The organism is Micromonospora sp. DT81.3, from assembly GCF_049847225.1.
Taxonomy (GTDB): domain Bacteria; phylum Actinomycetota; class Actinomycetes; order Actinomycetales; family Microbacteriaceae; genus Microbacterium.
The window spans coordinates 225,418-250,647 of sequence record NZ_JBNCNY010000005.1; the positions used below are offsets into that span (position 1 = coordinate 225,418).

The window sequence follows — 25,230 nt, forward strand, 5'->3', positions numbered from 1 at the left end:
GGATGCCGCGGTCAGGTGACGGCGAAGGTTCCGGCGAGGTGGTCGGTGAGCTGGACCGACCCACTGTCGGTGATGTGCAGCATCGTCTCCAGGCGAACGCCGCCGGTGCCTGATTCGTACGCGCCGGGCTCGAGAAGGATCACCATGCCGGGCTCCAGCCTGGCGGGCTCACCGGGGATGATCCGGGGGAATTCGTGAACCGATGTCCCGATGCTGTGGCCCGTGTGGTGGGGGTAGTCGTACCCATGTTCGCGCAGGACCTTTCGGACGCTGCGGTCGATGTCCGCCACGGAGGCGCCGGGAACCGCCGTTTCGATGCCCGCCTGCAGCGCCGTCAAGACGAGTCGGCGCAGCCTCTGAATCTTCGGGGCGCCTCCACCGACGGTGAAGGTGTTGCAGGAGTCGGCCCAGTAGCCGTTGATGCGGGGCGCGAAGTCGAAGATCACCGGATCGTTCTCGGCGATTCTCCGCGAGGTGGGCCAGCCGCCCACTCCTGCGGTTCGATCAGGGCCGGAGAGGAGATCTCCGGCGATGGCGACCCGTTCGCCTGCTTCAGCCTCGACCGCGCTGCGGACCAGGCTGAAGAGCTGGAGTTCGGCATGCCGACCTCGGCGGCATCGACCGCCGTGTTCTGTCCGAGCGCGGCGTGCCGACCGCTCTCTGTGAGCAGCGTGAGCTCGCGGGGGGTTTTGATCATTCGTGCGCGCGCAAAGATCTGGGTCCCGTCTCGCGTGGGAATACTGCGGCGCCGCAGCAGATCATCGACGTGTGCGGGAAGGGAAGCGGGCTCCACGAGTGCGGGGCCGGGGCTCGGGCTCAGCAGGTCGATGGCTGCGCCGAGGGCTTCCAGGTAGTTCTGGTCGAGGTTCTCGGGGCCGTCGGCGCTGAAGCCCACGTAGTCGACGATGTCGTCGGCGAGGCTGGTACCGGGCGACTCGATGTTCGTCGTGATCAGCACGCAGCGGCCATCGTGTGAGACCAGCGCCGTGGCGGGGCCGCCGGCGAATGGCGAGCGGCCGGTCTCGATGGCGACGGGTGCCGCGGTGACGTATCCCACCATCTCGGGACTTGTGAGCAAAGCCCACCCGCTGTCGTGCTCGGCGAGGAGCCGTCCCAATCGTGCGGCGGTATCACTGGTCATGGGGTGTCCTCATCGCAGAACGTTATCGGTGGCGGAGGTCAATGCGCTCAGATCATCGACGGTGGGGGTGCCTTCCCAGTCGCCCACTGTCGAGACGGCGATCGCGCCGACCCGGGTGGCCTGGGAAAGCCTGTCGAGGGGGGACATTCCGCCAAGGACTCCCGCGAGGTAGGCGCCGACGAATGCGTCGCCGGCCCCGACGGCATCCGTCACGGTGGCGGCGACGGCGGGGCGGTGGATCTCGCCGTCCGGCGTGAACAGGGTTGCGCCATGAGCGCCGTTCTTGATGATGACTTCGCTCACTCCGTGCCCGAAGAGATCCCCCGGTTCGTCAGCCACGAGGGCGAGCTCTTCGGGGCTGCCGAAGACGTAGTCCGCCTGCTGAGCGAGAACCTCGGCGAACCTCACTCCCGCGTCTGCCAGGACGGTGAGCACTGCGGCCGTATGCGCCGAGTCCTGGTGACGGATGATCGCGAGCACGGGTGCCGCGGCGAGATCCTCCAGGATGCTCACGCCGGTGCGTCGCCGAAGTCGGGGATGGGCAGACGGACGCCGCCCTGCTTCGCCGACTCGTGCGCGATGATTCCCGGGACCGTGTACCGGGCGGCGACCCATGCGTTGACCGGTGGCAGTTCCCGGCGGGCCACCGCGGTGACGAAGTCGTTGACGAGGAACTGGTGGGAGCCCTCGTGACCGTTGTGCAGCCCGGCATACTGGCGGGGCAGCACGCTCGTGTCGTGGACCGGCGCGAATCCGCTGGTGAAGCTCTCGACGAGCGCGGCATCCACCCCGGTGCGCGAGCGGGGATCCGACTTCAGGGGAGCGTCGGATCGGCCCGCGGTCACTTCGGCTTTGACGTCCTCGTAGCCGTCGTGCGTCTGCCACACCACCGCGTCGGTCTGCTGCTCGAAGGCGGCGTCGGTGCCGTAGAGGCTGAGCCGCACCTCTGGGCGGTAGGGAGCGATGCCCACGCGGCGGAACTCGTTGATCCGCATGATGCCCCCGTCGGCGGTGGTGAACAGCGCTGTCTCGTTGCTGAAGTCGTTCTGCCACAGCGAGACGTTCTTGTCGAAAACCCCGTCGTCGACGGTGTCGACGAAGCCCAGGCAGGAGACGGAGGTGGCGTACGAGCCGGTGACCGCCAGCACGTTGCTGATGGAATGAGTGGGGTACAGCATCGGCGGGAAGCTGGCCGTGGCCTTCCAGTTCTCTCCACCACTGAACTGGAAAGCCTTGTAGAAGCCGTCCGTCATGTCGTGCAGGTACTCTCCCTCGCCGTAGACGAACCGGCCGAACTTCCCTGCCCGCCACTGGTTGCGGCAGTACACCACAGCGGGATAGTAGTAGCTGGTCTCGCCCATCATGTAGGTGAGGCCGGTCTCCCGGACCAGGCGGAGGATCTCTTCGATCTCCGCCACCTCGATCGCCATCGGCACTGCCGAGTAGACGTGCTTACCGCGCTTGAGCGCTTCGATCGCCATCTGGCCGTGCATCCATCGCTGGGTGAAGATGGCGACAGCGTCGACGTCGGAGTCGAGCAGCTCGTTGAAGTCCGTGAACGCACGCTGGGCGCCGAAGTCGTTGCGGACCCGCTCGGCCCGCTCCCCCACGACGTCGCAGACGTACACCTCCGACACGTGGGGGTGCGACTGGAACAGATCCATGAACTCCGGCGCGAACTGGCCGAGTCCGACCACTCCAACCTTGAACTGCGACATGCGTACTTTCACTTTCCTTTGCGATGAGACGTCACTCGGCAGCGCCGGGACGGTTTACTTGTAGAGGGCCGAGACTTCTTCGTTGAGGGCCGTCAGCGTGTCCGCCGGATCGGTGCCGTTCAGGAAGATGTTCTGCAGCGCGGCGCTGCCCGCCTGGCTGACCTGGGCGAACTTGAGCGCGACCGGCAGCGCAACCGGCGCGTCCGGGTCGGTGATGGTGTCCAGGATCGGCTGGAGGTCGACGCCCTTCTCTTCATACGCGGCGATCGCCTTGTCGGTGGACTCGGCAATGGCGGGGAAGACCACGCCGAACGTCGCTACCTTGTCCTGGCAAGCCGCCGATCCGAGGTACTTGACCCACTCCCACGCCTCATCTGGGTGCTTGGAGTTGGCGTTGATGGAGTCCGCCAGGCTGTTCGTGTAGCTGCGGAGCCCGTTCGGACCTTCCGGAAGCTTCGACCATGCGATGTCGGCCTTGCCCTCCGAGAAGAGGCCGGCGTTCCAGCTGCCGTCAACGGCCAGGGCGATCGTCCCGGCATCGAAGAGCGCAGCAGTCGAGAGGCTGGAGTTGAGTGAGGCGGGCTGGATGTATCCGTCGTTCTGCATCTGCTGGAACCAGGCGATCGAGTCGATGACCGCTTCGTCGCCGAAGTGCCATTCCTCACCGAACGGGTTGGGGGACAGCAGCTCTGTGCCACCGGAGACCGCGAAGTTCCCCCAGCCGGTGTGGCCGGTGACGCTGTTGGGGTCCGAAGCCCTCAAGCCGTAACGCGTCACGTTCCCCTTGTCGAAGTCGGCATCCAAGCCGGTGTTCCCGTCGGCGTCGACGGCGAGCGCCTTGATGAGCTCCCCGAAGGAGCCTCCGTCGCTGGCGTTCCAATCGAGGTCGTTGAGGGTGGCCGGGTCGATGCCGGCCGCTTCGACGGCTGCCGTGTCGTAGGCGAGTCCCACGGCGTCGATGTCCTTCGGGAGGCCCCAGTACTTGTCGTCCATCTCCCAGTTCTGCAGGGTCACGGGAATGAAAGCGTCCAGGTCGACGTCGTCTTCCTCGATCAGCGGTGTCAGATCGACCAGCTGGCCCTGAGTGGCGTAGTCGGGGTAGTTGCTCGTGACGTTCGCGAACACGTCGGGGCCTGTGCCCGCGACGAAATCGGTAGAGAGTCCGGTCCAGTAGCTGCCCCAGTCGGACTGGGTGACGTTCACCTTGACGCCGGACTCCTTCTCGAAGTCGGCGGCACAGGCCTCGTAGGCAGGGACTTGGCTGGTGTCCCAGAGTGCATAGTTCAGGGTGACACCGTCGGCGTCACCGCCGCCGCCGGCGGAGGGGCTGCAGCCCGCGAGGGCGAGGACGCCGACCGTCGCAGCTGCGACGGCGACGGACGTGGACTTACGGATCATCTTCGACTCCTGGGTGTGATGGGTACTGCTGTGGTGGCTGGTTCGGGTACTGCGTCTTCGGATGGTGCGGTTGGGAGGTGGGCAGTGTCAGCGCAGTCCGTTGAGCTGGATGGAGCCGACGAGTCGCTTGCCGATCAGGAGCAGGACGATGATCACCGGGACGACCGAGAGGGTGCTTGCGGCCATCAGCCCGGACCAGTCGATCTGGCTGCCCTGTGATTGGTCGCTGAAGATCGAGAGTGCGACGGTCAGTGGGCGCGCGTCGGGAGCCTTGGCGACCAGCAGCGGCCAGAGGAACTCCTGCCATTGGGTGACGCCGACGATGACGGCGAGGGTGATCATCGGGGGGATGCTGGTGGGGATGACGACGCGGGCGAAGGTGCCGAACACGCCGAGACCGTCCATCCGGGCGGCTTCTTCCAGTTGGGCCGGGTACCCGAGGAAGAACTGCCGCATGAAGAAGATCGCGAACGGCGACATGAGCAGGAACGGTGCGATCAGCCCGGCGTAGGTGTTGATCCAGCCGAGGTCCTTGATGAGGACGAAGTTGGGGATGGTGACCAGGATCGCGGGGATGAACATGCCGGCGAGGAACGCGACGAAGATCGCATTCCGGCCCCGGAAATGCACTCGTGCGAACACGTACCCGGCCGCCGTGCAGAAGATCACCTGGCCGATCACTGTCACGAAGGTGAACAGCAGCGAGTTGCCCAGGTACCGCATGAAGTCGATGCTCGCCACGCCGCCCGTCAAGGCCGCTTCCTCGGGGGTCGCGAAGCCGAGCACGCGCTTGAAGTTCAGCCACGTGAACTGCTCGGGGATCCATGCTCCGGGGTCGGCGAACAGGTCTGCGTTGAACGAGAACGCGGTCTTGAGCATCCACATCAGCGGCAGGACGGTGATCGCTGCGGCGACGGTCATGAAGATGATGCCGAAGAGGCGCCCCGGGGTGAGCCGGCGTCCTGTGCGTCGCATGTCAGAGTCCCTCGATCTCGGATTCGTTGGCGCGCCCGAACCGCAGCCCGACGTACGTCAGCAATCCGACGACGATCATGAACGACACGGCGATCGCCGACGCGTAGCCGAGATCGAAGTTCTCGAACGCGGTCTGGAAGATGTACGGGTAGAACGCCTCGGTGGCGTTGGCCGGGCCGCCCTTCGTGGTGACCTGGATGATGTCGAACACCTGCAGCGAGCCCACCACCGAGGTGATCAGCACGAATCCGATGATCGGGCGCAGCAGCGGCAGCGTGATGGAGCGGAACATCCGCCACTCCCCAGCACCATCCAGCGCGGATGCCTCGTACAGCGACTTCGGGATCAGCTGCAGCCCGGCGAAGAACAGCAGTGCCACGTATCCGACGTAACGCCAGGTGTTCACCAGAGCCAGCGTGGGCATCGCCTGCGCCGCGGAGTCCAGGAACGGCTGCGCCGGGATGCCGATGCTCATCAGGAACTCGTTCACGATCCCGATGCTGGGATCAAGCATCCACTGCCACAGCAGTCCCACCGTCACGCCGGGGATCAGCCAGGGAATCAGCAGCAGCGCCCGAAGCCATGTCGACTGGGTCAGCCGGTCCAGCGCGACCGCGATCACCATCGCCAGCACCGTCTGCACGACGATGTTGATGACGACGTACTGCAGCGTCACCAGGATCGAGTTGCCCAGCTTGGCGTCGGTGAACATCGCCGCGTAGTTCTCCATGCCGATGAACCCGCCCGGATTCAGCAGGTTCGAATCGGTGAGGCTGTAGTAGATCGACCGCACCGAGGGAGCCAGATAGAACACGGCGAACCCGAGGGCCGCCGGCGCCAGAAGCAGGATGACGGCCGTCTTGTCCGCACGAGAGAAGAACGTCCTCTGCTGCTCCGCTGAGGGCACCGCAACCTTCGGCGGCTTCCGCAGCGGAGCGGCTATGGCACGCGTTGTCGTTTGCATCGTCATTGGTGCGTCTCCACTCTCGATAATCTGATCATACTACTAACTTTGTGGCACAGCACAACCCTCTTCACCGGGATACCGGCTTCAGTGGGCTGTGGAGTCCACGGCCTCTTGGACGTCGAGTGCCGCGGCGGCGAGCAGGGTGAGCATCGCGCGCCGAGCGCGTTCCGGGTCCGAGGCCCGCACCGCTTCGGCCACGTCGCGGTGCATCTGGAGAGATCGCTCGATGGAGATCGAGGTGGAGTGCACGAACTGGTCGCGAGCGGTCAGGCCGATGCCGATGAGCAGGCTCAGCTGTTCGATGAGCTCGTTGTGCGTGGCCGCAAGCAGGCCCACGTGGAACCGCTCGTCGTGCACGGCGATATCGGCGCCGGGCGCTCCCATCGCATCCAGGGCCTCGAACAGATTCCGCAGGTCCTCAGGCGTACGCCGCCGCGCGGCCAGCTCCGCCGCGCTCGGCTCGACCATGGCTCGGACCTCCTCGAGTTTCTGCAGCATCGCCGCATCGGTCACCCGGCTGAACTGCCAGCGCAGCACATCCGGGTCCAGCAGATTCCAGCTCTCACGATCCCGTACGAAGGTGCCGTGCCCCGGCCTGGCCCCGATCAGTCCCTTGCCGGCCAGCACCTTGATCGCCTCACGGACGACCGTCCGGCTCACCTCGTAGTTGGCGGCGATCTGCTCGGGGTCGAGGATCTCGCCGACCTTCAGCTCGCCGCCGATGATGCGGGAACCGAACTCGTCGACGACACGGCCATGAAGACCTCGGTCGGGATAACGCTTCATCGGATTCCGCCTTCATCTGGTGGGTGATCGTAGCCGCCGGGCGACGTGGAGATGTGCAGATCCCATTCAAGCCTCCCGGACGCCGGTACTTCAGCAGCGGAGCGGGCGCGCTGCGCCGCCGCGATGTCGGGATTGGCGCCGAGCATCGGCTCGATGCCGATCGACCGATACGCCGGACCGCCGTCCCAGCTGTACCCCTCGAGATTGCGCCAGAAGCCGAAGCCGTGTGGTTGCCCGGCCACCACCAGACGCAGACCGAGACGGTGGCCGGCGCAGTGGAGCTCGATCTGATCGAGGCCGGGAAGCAGGAAGAACGCCGCGGTGCCGTCGTTGACCGACACATCCGATATGTCTGTCCCATGAACGAGCGGCCAGTCCTGCCGGCGCTCCGGATGCTGGAGCCCCCGCGGCCAATGGACCGTCGGCCAGCCCCCCGGCACGAGAAGCCGAAGCTCTGTCGGCGCCACGACGAGGGCGTGCAGTGCCCAGACGAATCGGTATCCCGGCTCAGCCGTCACCTCGTAGTGGAGCGTGTGCTCGTCTCCCTCTCGTGAGATGTGCCTCGTGATGGTGGCATCGGGCAGCCGGCATCTCAGTCCCGTGGCGCCTTCGGGTTCCCATTCCCGCCGCCACACCGCTCCGTGGTCGGGGTCGCCCGCGATCGTCGGAAAGCACTCCTCGGCTCCTCCGACGTCGACGAACGCCTCGCCGGGGTTCTGCCGCCGCGCATCCGGCCGGCTCCAGAGCCATTCGAAACCGGATGCATCGGTCAAGCTGGTGAGCCGAGCGCCGTTGCGGATGTCGATCTGCATCGCGGCCACGGACTAGAGCGAGTCCTTGGTGATGGACCATCCGCCGTCCGCGACCACGCTGGCGCCGGTGATGAACGATGCGTCGTCGGAGGCGAGGAAGGCGACCACCGCGGCGATCTCATCCGGAGTGCCCATGCGGCCGAGCACAGTCGCGCGCGCCGCGCGGCTGAGATCCTCGTCCGGATCGAAGGCTGCTGTGGCGACCGGGCCGGGCAGCACGCAGTTCACTCGCACGCGGGGCGCGTACTGGACGGCGAGTTGACGGCAGAGCGCCGTGATCGCGCCCTTGGACGCCGCATAGGCGCTGTACCCGGGCAGCCCGAACATCGCATGAACGCTCGAGGTCGCGATCAGGGTGCCCCGCTGCGCGGTCAGGTCGTCGGCGAAGGTGCGCGCGGCGAGATAGAGGCTTCCGACGTTGACGTCCAGGACGTGACTCCAGTCTTGGCCCGACAGATCGCGCGGTTCTCCCTCGATATGCCGGTATGCGTTCGAGTGCACGATGTCGACGGGCCCGAAGCTGCCGTGGGCCAGCTCCCGCGCTTCCTCCCATGTCAGCGGGTCGGCGACGTCGCCTGCCAGGAAGAGGGCGCTTCCGGTGGATGCCGCGTTCAGCGCGGCGGCGCGGGACTGCCCGCCGTCGCGGTCGATGTCGACCAGGACCACCCGCGCGCCCTCGCTCACGAAGCGAGCGGCGGTGGCGGCGCCGATCCCGCTCGCCGCCCCGGTGACGATGGCGGTCTTGCCGGTGAATCTCACGCGCGGGCACCTTCCTGCGACCACTGAGCATGCTCGATCACGGCGAGGACGGCCGGGCCCTGGCCCCAGGGGACCGTGAATCCACGCGGTACGTGATCGTAGTGGCCGATGGATGTGCTCGCCCAGACAGCGGCGGATACTCCCTCCAAGGTACCGTCGGCACCCATGCTCGACACCGTGGCAGCGAACGAGCGTTCCAGAGCCTCGCCGACCTCCTCGGCCGGGATCACGTCGAGGCGGACCGCGCGGGCGAATCCTGCGACCAGGAAGGCCGCGGTAGACGTCTCCACCCCGCCTTCGCGCCGCTGCGCCACGGCATCCCAGTGACCGTCCGGCCGCTGCGCCCGGACCATGGCGTGGATCAGACGGCGGGCGCTCGCGGCCAGCTCGCTCCGGTCATCGCCGTCGGGCAGCTCCTCGATCACTTCGAGCAGTCCGAGCAGGGCCCACCCCTGCCCCCGGGCCCAGCCCAGGATGTGGGCGGTGCCGGTGCGCTCGAGGACGAAGTGGTGGAAGAGGCCGCCCTCGGCATCCTGAAGCAGTCGGATGTATCCCCGCGCCTGCGCGACGGCTTCGTCGAGCCAGCGCGAGTCTCCGGTGATCCGGGAGAGCCGCGCGAAGAAGGGAGGGTCGAAGTGGAGGCAGTCCACGAACACCCCCGGACCCGGGTCTGCCAGCAGCTCCCGCTCCCAGTTCGCGAGCGGGACGGGCCCATAGCTCTCACGCAGCGGGGACCGTGTCCAGGTCTGATACACGCCGTCGATCGTGGGGCGCTCCGTCAGGTAGACCCCGAGCGCCACCAGGTGACGCCGAAGCAGATCATCGCCGGTCTCCTCGACGATCCGGCACATGGCAGCACCGGCCGCGGTGCAGTCGAGGGGCCGGAATTCCGGACGCGCAGCGGCCCACCCGCGGGAGAACCCATGGGCGAAGTCGCGGTACCTCGTGTCACCGAGCGCCTCTGATGCGGCGACCATGGCCTCGAATGCGATGGAGTCCCCGAAATGCCACGCTTCGAAAGGCAGCGTCAGCAGGGCGTCGGCCGCGGTGCGAAGACGTTCCGTCATCCTCAGTCTCCCGTGAAGCGGGGGGCGCGCTTCTGTGCGAAGGCAGCGCGGCCCTCAGCCGCATCGTTGCTGCGCATCTCGTAGCTGAAGAGATCGTTCTCGTACGCCAGACCCACCTCGACCGAGCTCGACTGCGCCACCCGCACCAGCTTCTTGACCGCTTCGACAGGGATCGGCGAGTGACCGGCGATCCTCTGCGCGAGAGACCGGGCGGCTGCCAGCATCCCTTCCCTGTCGTCATAGAGATGGTTGAGCAGACCGATCCGGTCCGCATGGGCGGCGTCGAATCGATCACCGGTGAGAAGAAGCTCGCTCGCGAACCCTGGCCCGACGATCCGCGTGAGGAACTGCGTCGCCCCCGATCCGCCATGCCATCCCCAGTTGATCTCGCCGGCCGAGAAGGTGGATGCCGTGGTCGCAAGGCGCAGGTCGGACGCACACGCCATCTCCAGCCCGCCGCCGATGCAGTACCCGTGGATCGCGGCGATCACGGGCTTGCGGATCTTGTAGATGCCGATCGCGTAGTCCAGGTTGCGGTCGAACCGGTTGCGGTACTGCCAGCTGGTCCCGTAGCCCTCGAGGTCCTTCAGATCGCTCCCGGCGCAGAACGCACGCTCCCCCGCACCGGTCAGGATGACCACCCGGACGGCGTCGTCGCTGTTGATCTGGAACACGAGACGGTTGAGTTCTCTGTCCATGGCCACCGACATGGCGTTCAGCTTCTCCGGCTTGTTCAACGTGATCGTCGCCACGCCGTCCACGGCGTCGTACAGGATGCCCGGCTGCTCATCGCTCATGCGGTCACCGCAGGCACCGACGCGGAACGGACGACCCCGTCATCCACGAGCTTCTGAGTGCGCTCTGGGGAGTAGCCGAGGATGTCGGTCAGGATCTCCTGGCTGTGCTCGCCCAGCAGGGGCGGCGGCAAGTCGACCGAGTCGGTCTCGCCCGAGAGCCTGATCGGCGACTTGATGGTGCGGATGGTCCCGGCCTCGGGGTGGACCACCTCGGTGATGAGACCGCGAGCTGTCACCTGCGCGTCCGTCTCGAGGTCGCTGTAGTCGTACACCGGTCCTGTCCAGATGTTGAAGACGTCGAAGTGCTCGATCCACTCCTGGGTGGTGCGCGTCGTCAGGATGGGTCGGAGGATGCGGTAGATCTCATCCGCGTGCTCCAGGCCCTCCTCGTACGACATGCCGATCAGTCGCTCACTGCCGATCGCGTGGCCGAGCACGTCGATGGGGCACATCGCCATGGTGAGCCAGCCGTCGCTCGTCCGGTGCACCCCGTACGGGGCAGGGATCCACGCGTGCGCGCTCGGCTCGGCGCCACGCTGTGGCTTGAGACCGGTGTTGAGATAGGTCACCAGCTCTTGAATCTGCGCGTCGAGGACGACCGACAGCATGTCGACCTCGACGTGCTGGCCTTCACCGGTCCTGCCGCGGGCGGCGAGGGCAGCCAGGATGCCGATGACGGCCTGGTGCCCGGTCATGGCGTCGATGGCGGGAATGCCGCCCGGCTGCGGCGGGTCCTCCGCGCTCCCGACGAACCACATCGACGCGGAGTACCCCTGCATCACGAGGTCCTGGCCCGGCCGGCCGGCGCCCGGGCCATCGGCCCCGTAGCCGGAGATGGAGCAGTAGATGAGCTGGGGGTTGATGGCGTGCAGTGTGTCATAGTCGATGCCGAGGCGATCCACGGTCCCGACGCGGAAGTTCTGGATGAGCACGTCGGACTCGCGCACGAGGTCGTAGAACAGCTCCTTGCCGTCCGCGCTCTTGAGGTCCAGCGCGAGCGAGCGCTTGTTGCGGTTCAGCGCCAGGAACGTGGTCATGTGCCCGTTGAGATTGACCCCGGCGTAACCGTGCGTGCGGTTGAACTCCCCCGAGGCGGGCGGTTCGATCTTGATCACGTCAGCGCCGAGATCGCCGAGGCGCATTCCCGCCATGGGACCCGCGAGCATCTGCGTCGCATCCAGTACTCGCAGACCTGCAAGTGCATCCATCATCCGACCTACTTTCCCCACGACGAGCTGTCGCATAAATATGATTAAAGTATAAACCGCAAATCTCGCGCGTCAAGGTCAGCACTGTCCGGGTCGCAACGCCGCGCATCGGCACCCTCCGTCATCAGGCGTTAGTGTCAGGCATGGAGATACGGGACCGCATCCTCCGCGAAACGAAGCGCCTCCTCCTCGAACTCGGGGTCGTCCCTTCCCTGAACACGGTGGCTGCGGCAGCAGAGGTCTCGAAGGGCGGCCTCATGCATCACTTCCCTACACGCGTCGCCCTGCTGGACGGACTGGCCATGGAAGCCCTCACCGAGATCGACCAGGCGATGCGAGACGCCGCGGCCGCCGGGAACGCGGTGGAAACGTGGCTGGCCGTGTCGGTGCCCGAAGGCGAGGACATCGCCTTGTTCCGGTCCATGGCGGTGGCTCACCGGGCCCTCGGGGAGCACGGCCTCACGGTGATGGACGCCGCCATCGAAGCGACCAAGAGGTGGGAAGGCTACCTCGCTGCCGAGCTCAGCGACCCCGCGCTCGCCCACGTGATCCGTCTCGTCGGAGACGGTCTGATGCTCAACGCCGCGACGGGGCTGGAAGTGCCCACACGCGCCGACACTGAGTCGCTCACCGCATCGTTCAGGCGTTGGGCCGCGGGCAGCACGGGCCCTGCGTGACCACGAGCACGCCCCCGATCAACAGAGCGACGGGCGTTCCCAAGACGCATCGGTTCGCGCCGGCGGGGTTTCGCTCACCCTCGCGCCGAGCGAGGATCCCGACTGAGCAGCACGACTTCGCGGAGCCCGAGGAACAGCGGGAAGGTGAACGCGATCGCGACCGCGAACGACAGCGGTATGAGAAGGGCGGCGACCACGGTCAGCCAGGTTCGTCTCAACCGGACGGCCTCGACCACGAAGAAGATGCAGGCGACCAGCGCGACCACGATGACGTCGACCGCGAGCGAGGTGGATGCCGCGTTGACGAACCACCCGTCCAGGTAGGACGGCACCTCGTCAGTCGGAACGAACGCCAGGTTGTACGACCAGGTGCCGATCGCACCGATGGCGGCCGCGCTGAAGTAGAGCACGGCGAGCAGGATCCGTGGGATCCGGCGTCCGCGCGAGGGGCGTGTGTCCGGGGCACCGACCGCCGCCGCGCTCATCGACGCGCCTCCGTTGCGAGACGGTTCCGACCGGCCAGCACGACCACCGCGGCGGCCAAGAATGCCATCGCCAGCAGGGTGAGCCCCGCAGCGAGGGTCTCGGCGCCCGGTGCCACGATGGACTCGCCGCGCATCGCCTGCCAGGTCACCAGAGCCATGAAGCCGGCGTACGCCGCCGCCGCGACCCACACCAGCCCCGTCCGCACCCGGACGTCGCGAAGCACGGTCACCCGGCGGGAGAGCAGCTCCAGGGCGATCAGGACCAGGGGAATCGCCTGCAGCGCGTGCATTCCGACGAAGTGAGGAATCCGCAGATCGCCCCCGACGGTGCTCCAGCCGAGGATGGGCAGGCCCGCTCCGCCATCGGGCAGCCCGACGGTGTGCGCGCCGACGACGCCCTGGGGGTCGGCCAGCTGCGCCGACGTCGGACCGGTCATCAGGTACCCGAGCCCGAGACCCACCAGGGACAGGACGGCTCCCGTGCGGATTGCGACGGTGCGAGCCGAGTCACCGAGCCGGCTGAAGAACAGCAGGAGCGCTGCGACGAAGGTCGCGAGCCACAGCACGCTGATGGCGGCGGCCATCACTGTCCAAGCGAAGGCGTTCAGCGGCGTGGAGACGTTGAAGTGACTTGTCGTGCCCACTGCGGCGGCACCGACGATCACGATCATCTCGACGATCAAGCTGATCACGATCACCGTGCCGGCGACCCATGCGACGCGACGGAAGCGCTGCAGCTGCCCGATGAGCCACGACCACGTCACGGCGTAGAGGACGATCGACAGCGAGAACTTCAACGGCTTGTCCCACTGATTCAGCCCCGTCACCTCCACCGGATCGATGAATCGGGCTACCAGGGCGAACGCTGAGACGAGCGCCATCAGCGCCGCTAGGGCGAGCAGCGGGCGGTGCCATTGCACCGGTTGGGGCGGCGTGAGCAGGGTTCGAGACGGGGAATCGAGCGTGGCGGTCACGAGTGGGTCTCCTTGGCTGATGGATCGGGCGATGGTCGGTCTTCGCCCGACGGTGAGATGTACCGGGAGGAGGAAAGGTCTTCTTGAGCCGAACGACGCAGTCCGGCCAGCAGAGTGTCGCCCAGCACGGTCCCGAGAACGACCGTCTCGGCCTTCTCGGCGCGCGTCTGGCGCGTGTCGAGGAGATCGAGGTCGGCTTCGGCGATGAGCCTCGCGGCCTCCGCGTAGCGCTCGTACCAACGCACGGCGTTGCGCTGGCCCGAGGCCTCGAAGGCCGCGATCGACGCAGCGGCGAGCATCTGACCCGGGCCGCGTGGGTCGGTGTGCCATCCCGCGGTGATCGTCTGCACCACGGCGATCGCTTCCGGGGTGACGTTGTCGGCATCCACGGACGAGCTCGCCGCGCGCTGGGCGACCCCGAAGATGTCCACCAGGAAGCGGTCGGACTCCACCGCGGCGACCACCTCGCGCGCCGCGGCCACACTGAGTCCGCCGACGCGGAGCAGACCGTGCACCAGCTTCAGCCGGCGAAGGTGCTCGTCGCCGTAGTCGGCCTGGTTCGGACTCGACTTCTCGCCCTGCGGAAGCAGGCCCTCGCGAAGGTACATCTTGATGGTGGCGAGCGGGATGCCCGTGGCGTCGCTGAGCTGCGAGATCTTCACGAGGTGCCCCGCGACGGTGATGCCCAAGTCATGGCCACACCGTATCAGATACCTGGAGTATCCGATAGCGCCAATATCTATATTGGCGGTGGTGTCACCCCGCTCCTCTTCCCGGGTCTGTCACGCCATTCGGCGAGGCGTAGCGTTCGATATCCCATCCGGCTGCGGCGGCACCGTTCTGGTAGGCCGCTTCGAAGAACTCCAGGGCCGTCGCGGCGACGTCGCCCGACGTCTGGGCGGCGCCCAACGACAGAGTGGCCAGGTGCGAGGATCCACGGGGGAGCCACTCGGCGCCGCCCGGGAGGGGTGAGGCCGCTATGCCCTCGGGCTCCGGGGAGATGTATGAGTAGAACGCCGGCTCGGGGTAGCTCTCGTCACCGAACCAGAATCCGAAGCTGATGACGTGTCGCGAGTACGCTTCACGGGTTACGGCGCCCGCGTTCTCGTCGTGCTGAACGGTCGCATCGGAGTATCGCGTCATGGCGATGTCCATGGAGTGCCAGAAGTGGTGGACCGGGCTCGACTTGCCGGAGAAACGCCCGCTGAACTCCTCGAGCACCATGTTGACTTCGGCGAGCATTCTCCAATAGGCCGTCACAGCATCACGGTCGTAGTCCGCATGATCGGTGTCGGCGGAGAAGGGCCGCTCGCTGTCGGGGAGGGCGAAAGGCCGCACAGCGTCGATCGGCGCCGGGTCCACGCCGACCGCGGAGAGCGCCTGCTCCAGTCCCCGCTGGAACTCCGCGACAGTTCGGTCCGCGAGGAGAACGACGCTCGGCCGCCGTCATCGGCGGTCACGATCAGCCGGTGATCCAGGAAGTCGAAATCCACCGCGAAGATCGGTTCGCGGCCCATGGGTCTGGTGGTCAACCCGGTCCCCGTGAGGTGGAACGGCACGTTCCACCAGTGATTCCTGCGCGGACTGAGCGCCAGGCGCAGCTTTCCCACGAGCTGCAGGTAGCGGTGGAGCGTCTCTCGCGTCTCCTTCCACGACGAGTAGGACAGCGATACTTCGTTCAGCACGGCGAACCTCCAGATGATCGGAGCGGAACCCTCGTTCGATGGCGAACAAGCGCAGCTATCCGGCTGCCCCAGAGTGTCATGGCTCGTCGAGGCGAGGGGCCGCAGGGCTCGACGACGGTGCGCGCGAACGGCTTCAGCCGCCGGAGACCGTCAGCGCCTGTCCGGTCACCCAGTGGGAGCTCGGCCCCGCCTGGGGCGGGCTGCTGCGCGCCCACGCCACGCGTGTCGCCTCCATCCGCCGACACTTCGAAGACCGCCTCTCCGCCGAGGACCTCCGCGCCCTTCGCCGCATCTGGGGCAAGCTCGCCGCCGTCGAGGCGCCGGCGCCATGAGCCGGCGGGGCGCAAGCGGCGCGAGCGGACGGGTGAGGAACCTTGAAAGCAGTTCGTGAGCGCAATCATCGCCCCCGCCGTGGGGGCTGACGCTCATGCAACGTGGGTGGCTCGGAAGCGAATGCCCGCGGATGTCGCGGCCAAGGTGGCGCCGGACCTCATCGATCAGGCGGGCGCTCGCATCGACGCCGAGCGACTGACTCGACGGCTGGCCAAAGCGCTGCGGCACCTGACCGACGCGGACCGGAACACATTGCTGCCGTATGCGTGGGGCGACCTGGACTACGGATGCTGTATCCCGGGGGCACGGCGGCGCGGGAGCGGGAGTGGCGCCGCCGCGTAGGATGACGCAATGCCGACCGACCCCAAACGCGGCGCGAGCCCGGTCAGGATCACGCCTCGTCTGATCGCGGACGACGTGCACGACCAGCTGCTGCAGCTGATCGTCGACGGCCACATCGATGCGGAGCAGCCCCTGAGCATCGACGGTCTCGCGCGAGATTTCGGGGTGTCATCGAGTCCGGTACGCGAGGCGCTGGCCCGGTTGGAGGCGACGGGACTGGTGCGGCGGTTCGCGTTGCGCGGCTACAGTGTGGCGCCCGCCCTCACCGCGGGCGAACTGGGCGACCTGATGGACGCCCGCCTGCTGATCGAGCCGGGAGCGGCTGCGGCCGCAGCAGCGCGCACGGCGGAATCGGGGATCGAAGCTCTCCTGACCAGCGCCCAAGAGGCCCTGGAGACCGCGCCGCGCGGGGGGCGTTTCGACGACGTCCGGGAGTACTACGACGCCGACCGGGCGTTTCATCTCGCCGTCATCGCCGGCACCGGGAACCGATTCATCGCACAGGCGTACGAGGCTCTCGGCGGGCAGTTCCAGCGATTCCGGCTCTTCTCGGGGCGCGGTGTGACGGATGCCGAAGCGACCATCGCCGAGCATGCGGCGATCCGCTCCGCGATCGTGCGCGGGGACGCGAAGGCTGCCTCGGAGGGGATGCACGCCCATCTCACCGGTGTACGCCACCGTGCCCTCGGGGAGATGGCCGACATCTCATGAAGGTGCGAGGGTCGTGTGGTGTATCGTGCTCTCTAGGATCATGCACGATGCGTGATGCACTATATGCCCCAACGGACGACGGCGGAGATCGATGAGTCTGACCAAAGACGACTGGCCCATTGCGGCATCCCTCCTCTCGCTGGGTCCGGGGCGACTCGACGGCGCCTCGTCCGACCGGGAGGAGTGGCTTCGCTCCCTCACCACCGTGCGCGACGCCGAGTTCGACCTCGTCGACCTCACCGACTCATGGCTGCCGTACGGCGACCTCCGCACGGGCCAGAGGAAAGATCTGCGCGAGGCGCTGAGCGAGGCAGACCTGGGGGCGGTCTCGCTCTCCGCGATCCGGCGAAGCGTGATCGACGAGGTGAGCGGCGACGAGAACCTGGCCTACAGCCACCGCACACTGGACTTCGCCGCGGAACTCGGCGTCGGTGTCGTCTCGGTCGGTCTGCATCGCCCGCTCACCGAAGAGCAGCGCTCGCAGCTCTGGTTCTGGACCGCGCAGGGCCATCGCGACGTGATCGACGACGAGGATGTCTGGCGACTCGCTGTCGACAGGTTCCGGGAACTCGGGCGGCATGCCGAAGAGGTCGGTGTGCTGCTTTCGCTCGAGCTCTACGAGCACACGCTGCTGGGTTCGGCACGATCGGCGGTCCGCCTCGTCGAGAGCATCGGCCTCGATGTCGTGGGCCTCAACCCCGATGTCGGCAACCTGATTCGCCTGCACGAGCCGGTCGAAGACTGGCGGACCGTGATGAGCGCAACCCTTCCCTACGCGAACTTCTGGCACGTGAAGAACTACACCCGCGACGAGAACGCGACGAACGGCACTGTGACGACAGCTCCGAGCTACCTCGAGAGCGGGATCATCGACTACCGCGAAAGCGTCGCCCTTGCGGTGGCGAGTGGGTTCCAGGGGGTCATCTGCACCGAGCACTACGGCGGAGACGGCCTCAGCATGAGTGCGGCCAACCGCGATTACCTGCGGCGCCGCGTGCTCCCCCGAAGGCCAGGCCCGGTCGGCACGAGCCGGGTGCGCCAGCAGTTCGGGGAGGCGCGATGACGCGCATCTTCGCAGAACCCGGGTCGTTCGTCGACGACGCGCTCGCGGGCCTCGTCCTGGCGCACGCCGACGAATTGCAGCGCGTGGATGGCGGAGTGATCAGGCGAGCACCTCTTGCGGAAGGACGCGTGGCGGTCGTGGTGGGCGGTGGATCGGGTCACTACCCCGCCTTCGCCGGCTACGTCGGACCGGGCATCGCCGCGGGCGCCGTGTGCGGAAACATCTTCTCCTCCCCGTCCGCCGCGCAGGCGTTTCGCGTCGCGAGCGCGGTGCACGCCGGCGGTGGCGTGCTGTTCTCCTACGGCAACTACGCAGGGGATGTCATTCACTTCGGCAAGGCGGAGCAGCTGCTGCGGGCGGAGGGCATCGACACCCGGACCGTTCTCGTGACGGATGACATCGCGAGCGCGCCCGCCGAAGAAGCGGCAAGGCGGCGCGGGATCGCCGGGGACCTGTGCGTCTTCCGCATCGCCGGCGCCGCGGCGGAACGAGGCGACACGCTCGACGAGGTCGAGCGACTCGCCGTCGCGGCGAACGAGCGCACCCGCACGATAGGGGTCGCCTTCGCCGGCTGCACGCTGCCGGGCGCCGATCGCCCGCTCTTCACGGTGCCCGAGGGCATGATGTCGATCGGACTGGGGATACACGGCGAGCCCGGCATCCGCGACGTTCCGCTGCAGCGCGCCGACGAGCTGGCGCACACGCTGGTGGGACTGCTGCTCGACGACAGGCCCGACACGAGGGCCACCCGCGTTGCGGTCGTGGTCAACGGGCTCGGCACGGTCAAGTACGAGGAGCTCTTCGTGCTGTTCCGCTTCGTGGCCGCTGAGCTCGACGCCGCCGGCCTTCAGATGGTGGCACCGCTCTGCGGGGAGCTGGTCACGAGCCTCGATATGGCGGGAGCATCCGTCACTCTTCTCTGGCTGGATGACGAACTCGAGCCCCTCTGGCTGGCGCCGGTGCAGAGCCCGGCTCTCCGACGGGGTGCGCCGGCCCAGCTCTCGGATGTCCCGGTGCGCGGTGCAGAGTCGGCGCCCCTTGTCGCACCCTCCGGCGATCCGCCGCGCAACCGCGAGGCCTCGGCGCAGTCGCACCAGGCAGCGGCAGTGGTCGTGCGGCTGCTGACCGTCGCGCGGGAGGCCGTCGACGCGAACGTCGAATCGCTGGGCGCTCTCGATTCGGTGGCGGGAGACGGCGATCATGGCGTGGGCATGGCGCGCGGCCTAGGTGCCGCGCTACGCGCCGCAAGAGCCGACGTCGAGGGCGGAGGGGGCGTGGGTTCCGCGCTCGAGAGCGCGGGAGCTGCGTGGTCCGATGAAGCCGGGGGCACATCCGGTGCCCTCTGGGGAGCGGCGCTGGAAAGCATGGGCGGGGTGCTGGAAACGTCATCCGCACTCGACGCGACGGCCATAGCGGATGCGGTGTCGGCGGCGAGAGCCTCGATCGAGCGCCTCGGAAAGGCGACGCTGGGCGATAAGACGATGCTCGACGCGATCATCCCGTTCGAGCAGGCGCTGCGGGGGCAGATCTCCGCGGGGGCCGATCTCGGTGCGTCAGTGAGCGCCGCCGCCGCCGCCGCGACAGAGGCGGCGGCCGCGACCGCGCGGCTGCGTCCACGCCTGGGCCGTGCACGACCACTCGCCGAGAAGAGCGTCGGCCACCCCGACCCCGGCGCCACGTCTTTCGCATTGATCGTCTCGACGATCGGAGAGGAGCAGTCATGGGCCTGAGGATCATCGTCGGCGCGGACGACGCGGGGCTCGTCTACAAGGACGCGCTTCGCGACATGCTGGCAGCCGACGCCCGCGTGGAGGAGGTCGTCGATGTCGGGGTTGCCGTCGGCGTCCACACCCCCTATCCGAGCGTCGCCGTCGAAGCCGCCCATCGCGTGGCCGACGGCGAAGCCGATCGCGCCCTGCTCATCTGCGGAACGGGGCTGGGCGTGGCGATCGCCGCGAACAAGGTGAGAGGCATCCGCGCGGTCACCGCACACGACAGCTACTCCGTCGAGCGCTCCATCCTCAGCAACGATGCGCAGGTGCTCACGCTGGGCGCTCGGGTGATCGGCCTCGAGCTGGCCAAGAAGCTCGTCGACGAGTGGCTCAACCATCGCTTCGACCCCGCGTCGCCCTCGGCGGCCAAGGTCGCACTCATCACGACGATCGAACAGGAGAACACATGAGCCAGACAGTCGCCGTCGTCGGCGCGGGATACATGGGGGGCGGGATCGCGCAGGTCGTCGCGCTGTCGGGGCGGCTGGTGTCGCTCGCCGATCAATCGGCCGCGCACGCGGTCGCCAGCAGAGAGCGGATCATCGTCGAAGCGGCCGACTTCGCGTCGAGGGGTCTGTTCCCGGCGGACGCGGCCGAGCGGATCGCCGCCCATGTCTCCGCGAGCGCCTCGATCGAAGAGGCCGTCGCGGATGCCGATGTCATCGAAGAGGCGGTCTCCGAGATCCCGGAGGTCAAGCAGGACATCCTGCGGCGCATCAGCGCGGCATCCCGGAGCGATGCGGTCATCGGCAGCAACACTTCGACCATCTCCATCGCCCGTCTGGCGGAGGCGGTCGAGCACCCTGCCCGCTTCCTCGGCGTGCACTTCAGCAACCCGGCGACGTTCATCCCCGGTGTCGAGGTGATTCCGCACGCCGGCACGAGCGCCGCCGCGGTCTCGACGGTGCTCGGCCTCCTGGAGGACTGCGGCAAGGTGGGTGTCGAGATCAAGGACGTCACCGGGTTCGTGCTGAACCGCCTGCAGTACGCGCTGTTCACCGAGTCGTGCCGGCTGGTGGAGGAGGGCATCGCGTCCGCGGAGGACATCGACCGGATCGCTCGGACGACGTTCGGCTTCCGCCTGCCCTTCTTCGGACCGTTCGCGATCGCAGACATCGCGGGCCTCGACGTCTACGCGTTCTGCTACCGCTCCCTCCAAGAGGCGTACCCGGACCGCTTCGCGCCGCCCGTCGCGCTCGAAGAACGGGTCTCGCAGGGTCGGCTCGGCCTGAAATCGGGAGGCGGATTCCTCGCCACGCCGCCGGAGCGCATCGCCGAGATCACCGCGTACCGAGATAACGCCTATGCGGCGATGTCTGAGCTCTTGGAGCGCCTGGGGCCCGCTCCCGTCGAGTACTGACGCGGGCCGCCGACACAACACCAGCCGGGGCTGGGAATGGTCAGCGGCGGCAGGGGGCGGCTGCGGGCGTCGAGTGGCTCATGCTGACTCGTCGTACTTCTGCCGCGCCTCTCTGACCTCAGAGATCTGCGCCTCGGCCCAGGCCTTCATAGGGAGAGCCGAGGTCTGCGAGCTCGTAGGTCACCGTGACGGGCACCGGGTGCGCACGCGGAGTACGCCGTCGTCGCCGCCACCGCGGTCGATTCCCCTCTACCCTTCTCCAACCTCCGCCGCCCGCCGCGCACAACGGCGGGGATCATCGGCGACACGCCGCAACACCGCGGAACGTCCGGCGTGTCGCCGAGGCGATCCGCCGTTGTGCATGCGCACGCCGGTCCGGGCAGGGTGCGCGCGCCCTCACGCGGTCGATGAACGAGCAGTGGCCCCATGCCGGTGAGCCAGAAGTGCATGTGCGGAGTACCCGCAGGCTCGTGGCACGACGGGTCTCCGACTGGACACGAGAGTAGTCTCTGCGCAACAGACTCGCGGGGAGCGGCCATGGTCCAGTCCAGCACCAGCTACCGAAGTTACTGGGTCGTCGCCGTCGCGGCGCCGGCGGTACTGCTGCCCTTCCTCATGTTCGTCTGGCTGGGCTGGCCCGGCGACCCTGACCCCTGCACGCTCACGAATCCGAACGCGTGCTTCTGCGAGGCCTTCGATCCTGGCGCCGTTCAGACCGGTGCGGGCGGCGTGCGGCAGCCGTCGAACACCTGGTTCAATCTCTATGCGCTCGCCACCGCTTCTCTGGTAGCCATACAAGTCTCTGTCGACCGCCGGCATCGCGGCCCCGTGTTCGCACCGGGAGCGATTCCCGACGTCTACGTCTTCGTCGTCCTCTTCCTCGGCCTCGGCAGCATGTGGTTCCACGGATCGCTCACGAGGTGGGGAGGAATCGTGGACGCCGTGTCGATGTACCTGTTCACTGCGTTCCTCGTCGCCTTCGCGGCGTACCGGCTCCGTGCGAGCGTCCCGCTCTTCTGGGCACTTTTCCTGTCAGTGGCAGCGGTGGCTTCCATCACCCACGCCGTGCTCGATCGGCCCGGAACCTCAGTGGTGCTCATCGCGGCACAGGTCTGCGTCTACATGGCGCTGGAGCTTCTGGTCTGGTCGAGACGTCTCCGTGGGCGGGTTCCCCAGCGTTGGTCGGGAGCACTCTGGTGGTTCGCGGCGCTCGCAACGATCGGCATAGCCATCGTCTTCTGGGTGCTTTCCCAGACGGGCGGTCGCCTGTGCGACCCCGCGTCGGTCTGGCAGCCGCACGCGATCGCTTGGCACCCCTTGGCCGGGGTCGCGGCTGTGCTGCTGTTCTACTACTGGCGCGAAGCCGCGCGAGTGACAGCGCGATGAAACCCCCACGGCAGGGCGGATCGCTTCAGTTGCCGCCGATGACGTGCGCGGGGAGGTCATGCTGGCGCTGGGGTCGCGGCCCGTCCGCCGCCCATGGCCTGCGCCATTCGGGCGCCGGGAAGGGGTCCGCGAAGTAGAGCGTTTCTCGGGCCACCTTGTCGCCCCGGAACTGCATGATCTTGATGTAGTGCAGCGGCTCGCTTCCGTCGTAGCTGAGCAGCCCCTCCGCAATCCACAAGTCGCCGGCGCCTCTGATCTCCTTCGGTTGGAAATCGAGCTTCGCGGGGTAGCGTTCCCGCCAGCCCTGCTGATTCGCCTTTCCCTGGAACCACTCGTCGGATTGGGGGAACTCGAGCACGACGTCCTCGTGGTACAGCTCCGATGCCCTGGCCTCGTTGGGTCCTCCCGTATATGTCCACTGGTGCAGAAGCAATTCGCGGACCTGTTCATACTCCATTTCGCGGACCCTCCAGAGCGCGACCGGGTTCGCGTCGATTTTGGAGCATCCGGGCGCCGGTGTCCACCACGTGAAAGGGTCCTGGGCGGGGTTGGCACTCAGAACGCGGCAAGTCACCGCTCGCGCGGGGAGCCGATGAGCAGGGGAGCCCGGTGGAGCGTCTCTGCTCGCCCCATGGACATTTCGCGGCACCGCGCGAGAGGGTGGAAGTCGGGCTGAGGGGGCCATGTGATCGATCGCGACGAGGATCCACTGGAATTCGGCCGTGTCCTCTCCCTGAGCGACGCGGTGTTCGGTCTTGCCATGACGCTGCTGGTGGTCAGCATCGTCGTTCCGCCGGGGCTTTCGTCGGATGAGTACACAGCCGCTATCGGTGAGCTTCTTCCGAGAGTCGCGATCATGGCGCTCAGTTTCGCCGTCGCGGCCAGCGCCTGGATCGGGCACCGGCGCTTCTTCTCCCGAGTGCAGCGCATCGACGCCGGCATCCAGTGGCGCAATTTCGTGCTCCTCGGCCTGGTCGCGCTCCTCCCACTCCCACACCAAGTGCTCGGCGGTTACGCGAATGAGCCGCTCTCGTACGTGCTCTACGCCGCGGTCCTCAGCGCGGTGAATGTGATGTTCGTGGTGCTCGAGCTTCACGCCGGAACCTGCTCCGCCCGGGCGACTCGGAGGCATCACACCGGCTGGAGGTCGCCCGCGGCCTGCTCGATGCGTGCGGCTTCGCCCTCAGCATCCCGCTCGCCTTCCTGGTCGTGTCGTGGACGCCGCTGCTGTGGGTGGCGCTGCTGCCACTGGAGGCGCTCCTGGTGCGGCGTATGCAACCCAGCGGGCCGCCCTTAACCTCGCCGCACGCGGAGTAGGCATTCCTCGCGCGCGTCGCCCGCTACAAGGATGCGCTGATCGTGTTGCTGACGATCACGAGCGCCGCACCGATTGCTCCCGCCACGATGCCCAGGATCGCGATCAGTTCGTAAGGCCGCTGATTGCCGGTCCTCCGCGCGCTGACCAGGGCGACGACGCCCAGCACGATCGCGACCACGGACGTCAGCAGGTACGGGTTGAAGAAGATGCTCACTGCACCGATGACGAGCGCGACGATCGCCAGCCAGTTCACCGTGGCGTTGGAGGTGGACGACGGTTCGGTCACGGCACGCCTCCATTCGTGGGTCGCCCACACCCTAGCGGCCGCGGCACACGTGCGTAAGAGGGTCCCGCACCGCTTCGGTCAGGCCGTGTCGGAGTCCGCCTTGCGGCTGCCCGCCTCGAGCACGTCGCCGGCCGGCAGCTCCTGGTGCCCGCCGAACTGCAGGCGCATCGCCGACAGCAGCTGATTCGCGTAGTGGTCTTCACCGCGTGATGCGAATCGTTCGAACAGAGAGGCCGCCAGCACCGGCACCGGCACGCCCGTGTCGACCGCGGCCTTGATCGTCCATCGGCCCTCGCCCGAGTCCGAGACGCGACCCGCCAGTCCGTCCAGGGTCGGGTTGGCCTGCAGCGCCGCCGCGGTCAGGTCGAGCAGCCACGACGAGATCACGGAGCCGCGACGCCAGAGTTCGGCGACTTTCGGGGTGTCGATCGTGAACTGGTAGAACTCGGGCTCCTCGAGCGGTGCGATCTCGGCAGAGTGCTCCGACTCGCGGATGCCGGCATCCGCGTTGTCGAGGATGTTCAGGCCCTCGGCGAGCGCCGCCATGATCCCGTATTCGATGCCGTTGTGCACCATCTTCACGTAGTGACCGGCTCCCGACGGGCCGCAGTGCAGGTAGCCCTGCTCCTCCGGTGCGTGGTCGCCCTCGCGTCCGGGCGTGCGCGGGATCTCGCCCTGCCCCGGGGCGATGGTCTTCAGGATCGGTTCGATGAACTCGACCGCCTCGTCGGGTCCGCCGACCATGAGGCAGTACCCGCGCTCGAGCCCGAATACGCCGCCGCTCGTGCCCACGTCCACGAAATGGATGCCGCGCTCCTTGAGTGTCGCCGCGCGCCTGACGTCTTCCCGGTAGTTGGAGTTCCCGCCGTCGATGATGATGTCGCCCGGCTCCAGCACCGCCGCGACCTGCTCCACGACCTTGCCCGTGAAGCCCGCCGGGATCATCAGCCAGACGACCCGTGGCGCCTGCAGCTTCCCGACCAGCTCTTCGACGCTGCCGCTGCCTTCGGCGCCCTCCGCGGCGAGCGTGGCGACCGCCTGCTCGGTCACGTCGAAGACCACCAGCTCGTGGCCGTCGCGCATGAGCCGCCGCACCAGGTTCCCGCCCATCCGGCCGAGGCCGATCATTCCCAGACGCATGCTCTTCTCCGGTCTGCTCCACGCGGACGCCGTCGGCGCCGCGGTTCAGAGGAGTCTATGAGCCGGTGCG

The 25,230-nt window shown here is 67.6% G+C and carries 28 protein-coding genes and 1 pseudogene; 10 read left to right on the forward strand and 19 right to left on the reverse strand.

Annotation, left to right across the window (positions count from 1 at the left end):
• Nucleotides 1-11: 11 nt before the first annotated feature.
• The 12 genes from ACPW96_RS13285 to ACPW96_RS13340 all read right to left on the reverse strand — a co-directional run bounded on the left by ACPW96_RS13285 (nucleotide 12) and on the right by ACPW96_RS13340 (nucleotide 11,628).
• Entirely contained in the window at nucleotides 12-578 is a 567-nt protein-coding gene (locus tag ACPW96_RS13285; RefSeq protein WP_425883836.1) for a M24 family metallopeptidase, read from the reverse strand.
• Nucleotides 579-1,150: 572 nt separating this feature from the next.
• Nucleotides 1,151-1,654, reverse strand: coding sequence for a carbohydrate kinase family protein (locus ACPW96_RS13290; protein ID WP_425883634.1), 504 nt, complete (start codon nucleotides 1,652-1,654; stop codon nucleotides 1,151-1,153).
• A complete protein-coding gene (locus ACPW96_RS13295) occupies nucleotides 1,651-2,859 on the reverse strand; it encodes a Gfo/Idh/MocA family protein (RefSeq protein WP_425883636.1) in 1,209 nt (402 codons plus the stop codon). The genes ACPW96_RS13290 and ACPW96_RS13295 overlap by 4 nt, the downstream gene beginning before the upstream one ends.
• Before the next feature lie 54 nt (nucleotides 2,860-2,913).
• Nucleotides 2,914-4,257: an ABC transporter substrate-binding protein gene (locus tag ACPW96_RS13300; RefSeq protein WP_425883638.1), complete on the reverse strand. Its 1,344-nt coding sequence runs from the start codon at nucleotides 4,255-4,257 to the stop codon at nucleotides 2,914-2,916.
• 87 nt (nucleotides 4,258-4,344) lie between these two features.
• The gene (locus ACPW96_RS13305) at nucleotides 4,345-5,232 is read right to left on the reverse strand and encodes a carbohydrate ABC transporter permease (RefSeq protein WP_425883640.1); all 888 of its coding nucleotides are present in this window, start codon (nucleotides 5,230-5,232) and stop codon (nucleotides 4,345-4,347) included.
• A 1-nt stretch (nucleotide 5,233) separates the two neighbouring features.
• Nucleotides 5,234-6,202 carry a carbohydrate ABC transporter permease gene (locus ACPW96_RS13310; protein WP_425883642.1) on the reverse strand — a complete coding sequence of 323 codons (969 nt, stop codon included), beginning with the start codon at nucleotides 6,200-6,202 and terminating at the stop codon, nucleotides 5,234-5,236.
• An 81-nt stretch (nucleotides 6,203-6,283) separates the two neighbouring features.
• A complete protein-coding gene (locus tag ACPW96_RS13315; protein WP_425883643.1) occupies nucleotides 6,284-6,985 on the reverse strand; it encodes a FadR/GntR family transcriptional regulator in 702 nt (233 codons plus the stop codon).
• Complete coding sequence (locus ACPW96_RS13320; RefSeq protein WP_425883644.1) at nucleotides 6,982-7,806, reverse strand: hypothetical protein; 825 nt, start codon at nucleotides 7,804-7,806, stop codon at nucleotides 6,982-6,984. Before ACPW96_RS13320 ends, ACPW96_RS13315 begins: the two co-directional genes overlap by 4 nt.
• Before the next feature lie 3 nt (nucleotides 7,807-7,809).
• Entirely contained in the window at nucleotides 7,810-8,556 is a 747-nt protein-coding gene (locus ACPW96_RS13325) for an SDR family NAD(P)-dependent oxidoreductase (RefSeq protein WP_425883646.1), read from the reverse strand.
• On the reverse strand, nucleotides 8,553-9,623 hold the full coding sequence (locus ACPW96_RS13330) for a glycoside hydrolase family 88 protein (protein ID WP_425883647.1): 1,071 nt from the start codon (nucleotides 9,621-9,623) through the stop codon (nucleotides 8,553-8,555). Before ACPW96_RS13330 ends, ACPW96_RS13325 begins: the two co-directional genes overlap by 4 nt.
• 2 nt (nucleotides 9,624-9,625) lie before the next feature.
• Nucleotides 9,626-10,420, reverse strand: coding sequence for an enoyl-CoA hydratase/isomerase family protein (locus ACPW96_RS13335; RefSeq protein ID WP_425883649.1), 795 nt, complete (start codon nucleotides 10,418-10,420; stop codon nucleotides 9,626-9,628).
• The gene (locus ACPW96_RS13340) at nucleotides 10,417-11,628 is read right to left on the reverse strand and encodes a CaiB/BaiF CoA transferase family protein (protein WP_425883651.1); all 1,212 of its coding nucleotides are present in this window, start codon (nucleotides 11,626-11,628) and stop codon (nucleotides 10,417-10,419) included. Before ACPW96_RS13340 ends, ACPW96_RS13335 begins: the two co-directional genes overlap by 4 nt.
• Before the next feature lie 143 nt (nucleotides 11,629-11,771).
• Between ACPW96_RS13340 and ACPW96_RS13345 the strand changes: the two genes are divergently transcribed.
• Nucleotides 11,772-12,305, forward strand: coding sequence for a TetR/AcrR family transcriptional regulator (locus ACPW96_RS13345; RefSeq protein ID WP_425883653.1), 534 nt, complete (start codon nucleotides 11,772-11,774; stop codon nucleotides 12,303-12,305).
• Between the two features lie 74 nt (nucleotides 12,306-12,379).
• Here the strand turns inward: ACPW96_RS13345 and ACPW96_RS13350 are convergent, their stop codons facing one another.
• The 4 genes and pseudogenes from ACPW96_RS13350 to ACPW96_RS13365 form a co-directional block, all read right to left on the reverse strand.
• Nucleotides 12,380-12,790 (reverse strand): DUF2834 domain-containing protein, encoded by a 411-nt coding sequence (locus ACPW96_RS13350; RefSeq protein ID WP_425883655.1) that lies wholly within the window; start codon nucleotides 12,788-12,790, stop codon nucleotides 12,380-12,382.
• Nucleotides 12,787-13,764, reverse strand: coding sequence for a hypothetical protein (locus ACPW96_RS13355; RefSeq protein ID WP_425883657.1), 978 nt, complete (start codon nucleotides 13,762-13,764; stop codon nucleotides 12,787-12,789). The genes ACPW96_RS13350 and ACPW96_RS13355 overlap by 4 nt, the downstream gene beginning before the upstream one ends.
• The gene (locus tag ACPW96_RS13360; protein WP_425883658.1) at nucleotides 13,761-14,453 is read right to left on the reverse strand and encodes a MerR family transcriptional regulator; all 693 of its coding nucleotides are present in this window, start codon (nucleotides 14,451-14,453) and stop codon (nucleotides 13,761-13,763) included. Before ACPW96_RS13360 ends, ACPW96_RS13355 begins: the two co-directional genes overlap by 4 nt.
• 67 nt (nucleotides 14,454-14,520) lie before the next feature.
• Nucleotides 14,521-15,449: pseudogene (locus ACPW96_RS13365) on the reverse strand (DUF5996 family protein).
• 38 nt (nucleotides 15,450-15,487) lie between these two features.
• On the opposite strand from ACPW96_RS13365, the gene ACPW96_RS13370 reads away from it, so the two are divergent.
• The 8 genes from ACPW96_RS13370 to ACPW96_RS13405 all read left to right on the forward strand — a co-directional run bounded on the left by ACPW96_RS13370 (nucleotide 15,488) and on the right by ACPW96_RS13405 (nucleotide 22,416).
• The gene (locus ACPW96_RS13370; RefSeq protein WP_425883659.1) at nucleotides 15,488-15,781 is read left to right on the forward strand and encodes a hypothetical protein; all 294 of its coding nucleotides are present in this window, start codon (nucleotides 15,488-15,490) and stop codon (nucleotides 15,779-15,781) included.
• 106 nt (nucleotides 15,782-15,887) lie between these two features.
• Entirely contained in the window at nucleotides 15,888-16,124 is a 237-nt protein-coding gene (locus ACPW96_RS13375) for a hypothetical protein (RefSeq protein WP_425883661.1), read from the forward strand.
• A gap of 9 nt (nucleotides 16,125-16,133) precedes the next feature.
• Nucleotides 16,134-16,835 (forward strand): GntR family transcriptional regulator, encoded by a 702-nt coding sequence (locus tag ACPW96_RS13380; protein ID WP_425883663.1) that lies wholly within the window; start codon nucleotides 16,134-16,136, stop codon nucleotides 16,833-16,835.
• Between the two features lie 91 nt (nucleotides 16,836-16,926).
• A complete protein-coding gene (locus ACPW96_RS13385; protein WP_425883665.1) occupies nucleotides 16,927-17,898 on the forward strand; it encodes a sugar phosphate isomerase/epimerase family protein in 972 nt (323 codons plus the stop codon).
• On the forward strand, nucleotides 17,895-19,628 hold the full coding sequence (locus ACPW96_RS13390; RefSeq protein ID WP_425883667.1) for a dihydroxyacetone kinase family protein: 1,734 nt from the start codon (nucleotides 17,895-17,897) through the stop codon (nucleotides 19,626-19,628). Before ACPW96_RS13385 ends, ACPW96_RS13390 begins: the two co-directional genes overlap by 4 nt.
• A complete protein-coding gene (locus ACPW96_RS13395) occupies nucleotides 19,619-20,080 on the forward strand; it encodes a ribose-5-phosphate isomerase (protein ID WP_425883669.1) in 462 nt (153 codons plus the stop codon). The genes ACPW96_RS13390 and ACPW96_RS13395 overlap by 10 nt, the downstream gene beginning before the upstream one ends.
• A complete protein-coding gene (locus ACPW96_RS13400) occupies nucleotides 20,077-21,030 on the forward strand; it encodes a 3-hydroxyacyl-CoA dehydrogenase family protein (RefSeq protein WP_425883671.1) in 954 nt (317 codons plus the stop codon). Before ACPW96_RS13395 ends, ACPW96_RS13400 begins: the two co-directional genes overlap by 4 nt.
• Nucleotides 21,031-21,567: 537 nt before the next feature.
• The gene (locus ACPW96_RS13405; protein WP_425883673.1) at nucleotides 21,568-22,416 is read left to right on the forward strand and encodes a ceramidase domain-containing protein; all 849 of its coding nucleotides are present in this window, start codon (nucleotides 21,568-21,570) and stop codon (nucleotides 22,414-22,416) included.
• Nucleotides 22,417-22,441: 25 nt separating this feature from the next.
• Here ACPW96_RS13405 and ACPW96_RS13410 read toward each other — a convergent pair whose 3' ends face one another.
• The gene (locus ACPW96_RS13410; RefSeq protein WP_425883675.1) at nucleotides 22,442-22,873 is read right to left on the reverse strand and encodes a hypothetical protein; all 432 of its coding nucleotides are present in this window, start codon (nucleotides 22,871-22,873) and stop codon (nucleotides 22,442-22,444) included.
• Nucleotides 22,874-23,101: 228 nt separating this feature from the next.
• Here ACPW96_RS13410 and ACPW96_RS13415 point away from each other — a divergent pair, with 228 nt between their 5' ends.
• The gene (locus tag ACPW96_RS13415) at nucleotides 23,102-23,713 is read left to right on the forward strand and encodes a TMEM175 family protein (RefSeq protein ID WP_425883677.1); all 612 of its coding nucleotides are present in this window, start codon (nucleotides 23,102-23,104) and stop codon (nucleotides 23,711-23,713) included.
• A gap of 43 nt (nucleotides 23,714-23,756) precedes the next feature.
• On the opposite strand, the gene ACPW96_RS13420 is transcribed toward ACPW96_RS13415, so the two are convergent.
• Together ACPW96_RS13420 and gnd are read right to left on the reverse strand one after the other, a co-directional pair.
• A complete protein-coding gene (locus ACPW96_RS13420; RefSeq protein ID WP_425823541.1) occupies nucleotides 23,757-24,020 on the reverse strand; it encodes a DUF4190 domain-containing protein in 264 nt (87 codons plus the stop codon).
• Between the two features lie 78 nt (nucleotides 24,021-24,098).
• Nucleotides 24,099-25,160, reverse strand: a complete 1,062-nt coding sequence (gene gnd / locus ACPW96_RS13425) for a phosphogluconate dehydrogenase (NAD(+)-dependent, decarboxylating) (protein ID WP_425883679.1) — start codon at nucleotides 25,158-25,160, stop codon at nucleotides 24,099-24,101.
• Between the last annotated feature and the right edge of the window lie 70 nt (nucleotides 25,161-25,230).

Bases quoted from the DNA above. Each gene is read 5' to 3' on its own strand.
- ACPW96_RS13310 (WP_425883642.1), bottom strand. From the start codon at position 6,202: ATGACGATGCAAACGACAACGCGTGCCATAGCCGCTCCGCTGCGGAAG.
- ACPW96_RS13350 (WP_425883655.1), bottom strand. From the start codon at position 12,790: ATGAGCGCGGCGGCGGTCGGTGCCCCGGACACACGCCCCTCGCGCGGA.
- ACPW96_RS13400 (WP_425883671.1), top strand. From the start codon at position 20,077: ATGAGCCAGACAGTCGCCGTCGTCGGCGCGGGATACATGGGGGGCGGG.
- ACPW96_RS13395 (WP_425883669.1), top strand. From the start codon at position 19,619: ATGGGCCTGAGGATCATCGTCGGCGCGGACGACGCGGGGCTCGTCTAC.
- gnd (WP_425883679.1), bottom strand. From the start codon at position 25,160: ATGCGTCTGGGAATGATCGGCCTCGGCCGGATGGGCGGGAACCTGGTG.
- ACPW96_RS13345 (WP_425883653.1), top strand. From the start codon at position 11,772: ATGGAGATACGGGACCGCATCCTCCGCGAAACGAAGCGCCTCCTCCTC.
- ACPW96_RS13380 (WP_425883663.1), top strand. From the start codon at position 16,134: ATGCCGACCGACCCCAAACGCGGCGCGAGCCCGGTCAGGATCACGCCT.
- ACPW96_RS13405 (WP_425883673.1), top strand. From the start codon at position 21,568: ATGGTCCAGTCCAGCACCAGCTACCGAAGTTACTGGGTCGTCGCCGTC.
- ACPW96_RS13385 (WP_425883665.1), top strand. From the start codon at position 16,927: ATGAGTCTGACCAAAGACGACTGGCCCATTGCGGCATCCCTCCTCTCG.
- ACPW96_RS13315 (WP_425883643.1), bottom strand. From the start codon at position 6,985: ATGAAGCGTTATCCCGACCGAGGTCTTCATGGCCGTGTCGTCGACGAG.
- ACPW96_RS13305 (WP_425883640.1), bottom strand. From the start codon at position 5,232: ATGCGACGCACAGGACGCCGGCTCACCCCGGGGCGCCTCTTCGGCATC.
- ACPW96_RS13410 (WP_425883675.1), bottom strand. From the start codon at position 22,873: ATGGAGTATGAACAGGTCCGCGAATTGCTTCTGCACCAGTGGACATAT.
- ACPW96_RS13295 (WP_425883636.1), bottom strand. From the start codon at position 2,859: ATGTCGCAGTTCAAGGTTGGAGTGGTCGGACTCGGCCAGTTCGCGCCG.
- ACPW96_RS13300 (WP_425883638.1), bottom strand. From the start codon at position 4,257: ATGATCCGTAAGTCCACGTCCGTCGCCGTCGCAGCTGCGACGGTCGGC.
- ACPW96_RS13340 (WP_425883651.1), bottom strand. From the start codon at position 11,628: ATGGATGCACTTGCAGGTCTGCGAGTACTGGATGCGACGCAGATGCTC.
- ACPW96_RS13370 (WP_425883659.1), top strand. From the start codon at position 15,488: ATGGCGAACAAGCGCAGCTATCCGGCTGCCCCAGAGTGTCATGGCTCG.
- ACPW96_RS13330 (WP_425883647.1), bottom strand. From the start codon at position 9,623: ATGACGGAACGTCTTCGCACCGCGGCCGACGCCCTGCTGACGCTGCCT.
- ACPW96_RS13335 (WP_425883649.1), bottom strand. From the start codon at position 10,420: ATGAGCGATGAGCAGCCGGGCATCCTGTACGACGCCGTGGACGGCGTG.
- ACPW96_RS13390 (WP_425883667.1), top strand. From the start codon at position 17,895: ATGACGCGCATCTTCGCAGAACCCGGGTCGTTCGTCGACGACGCGCTC.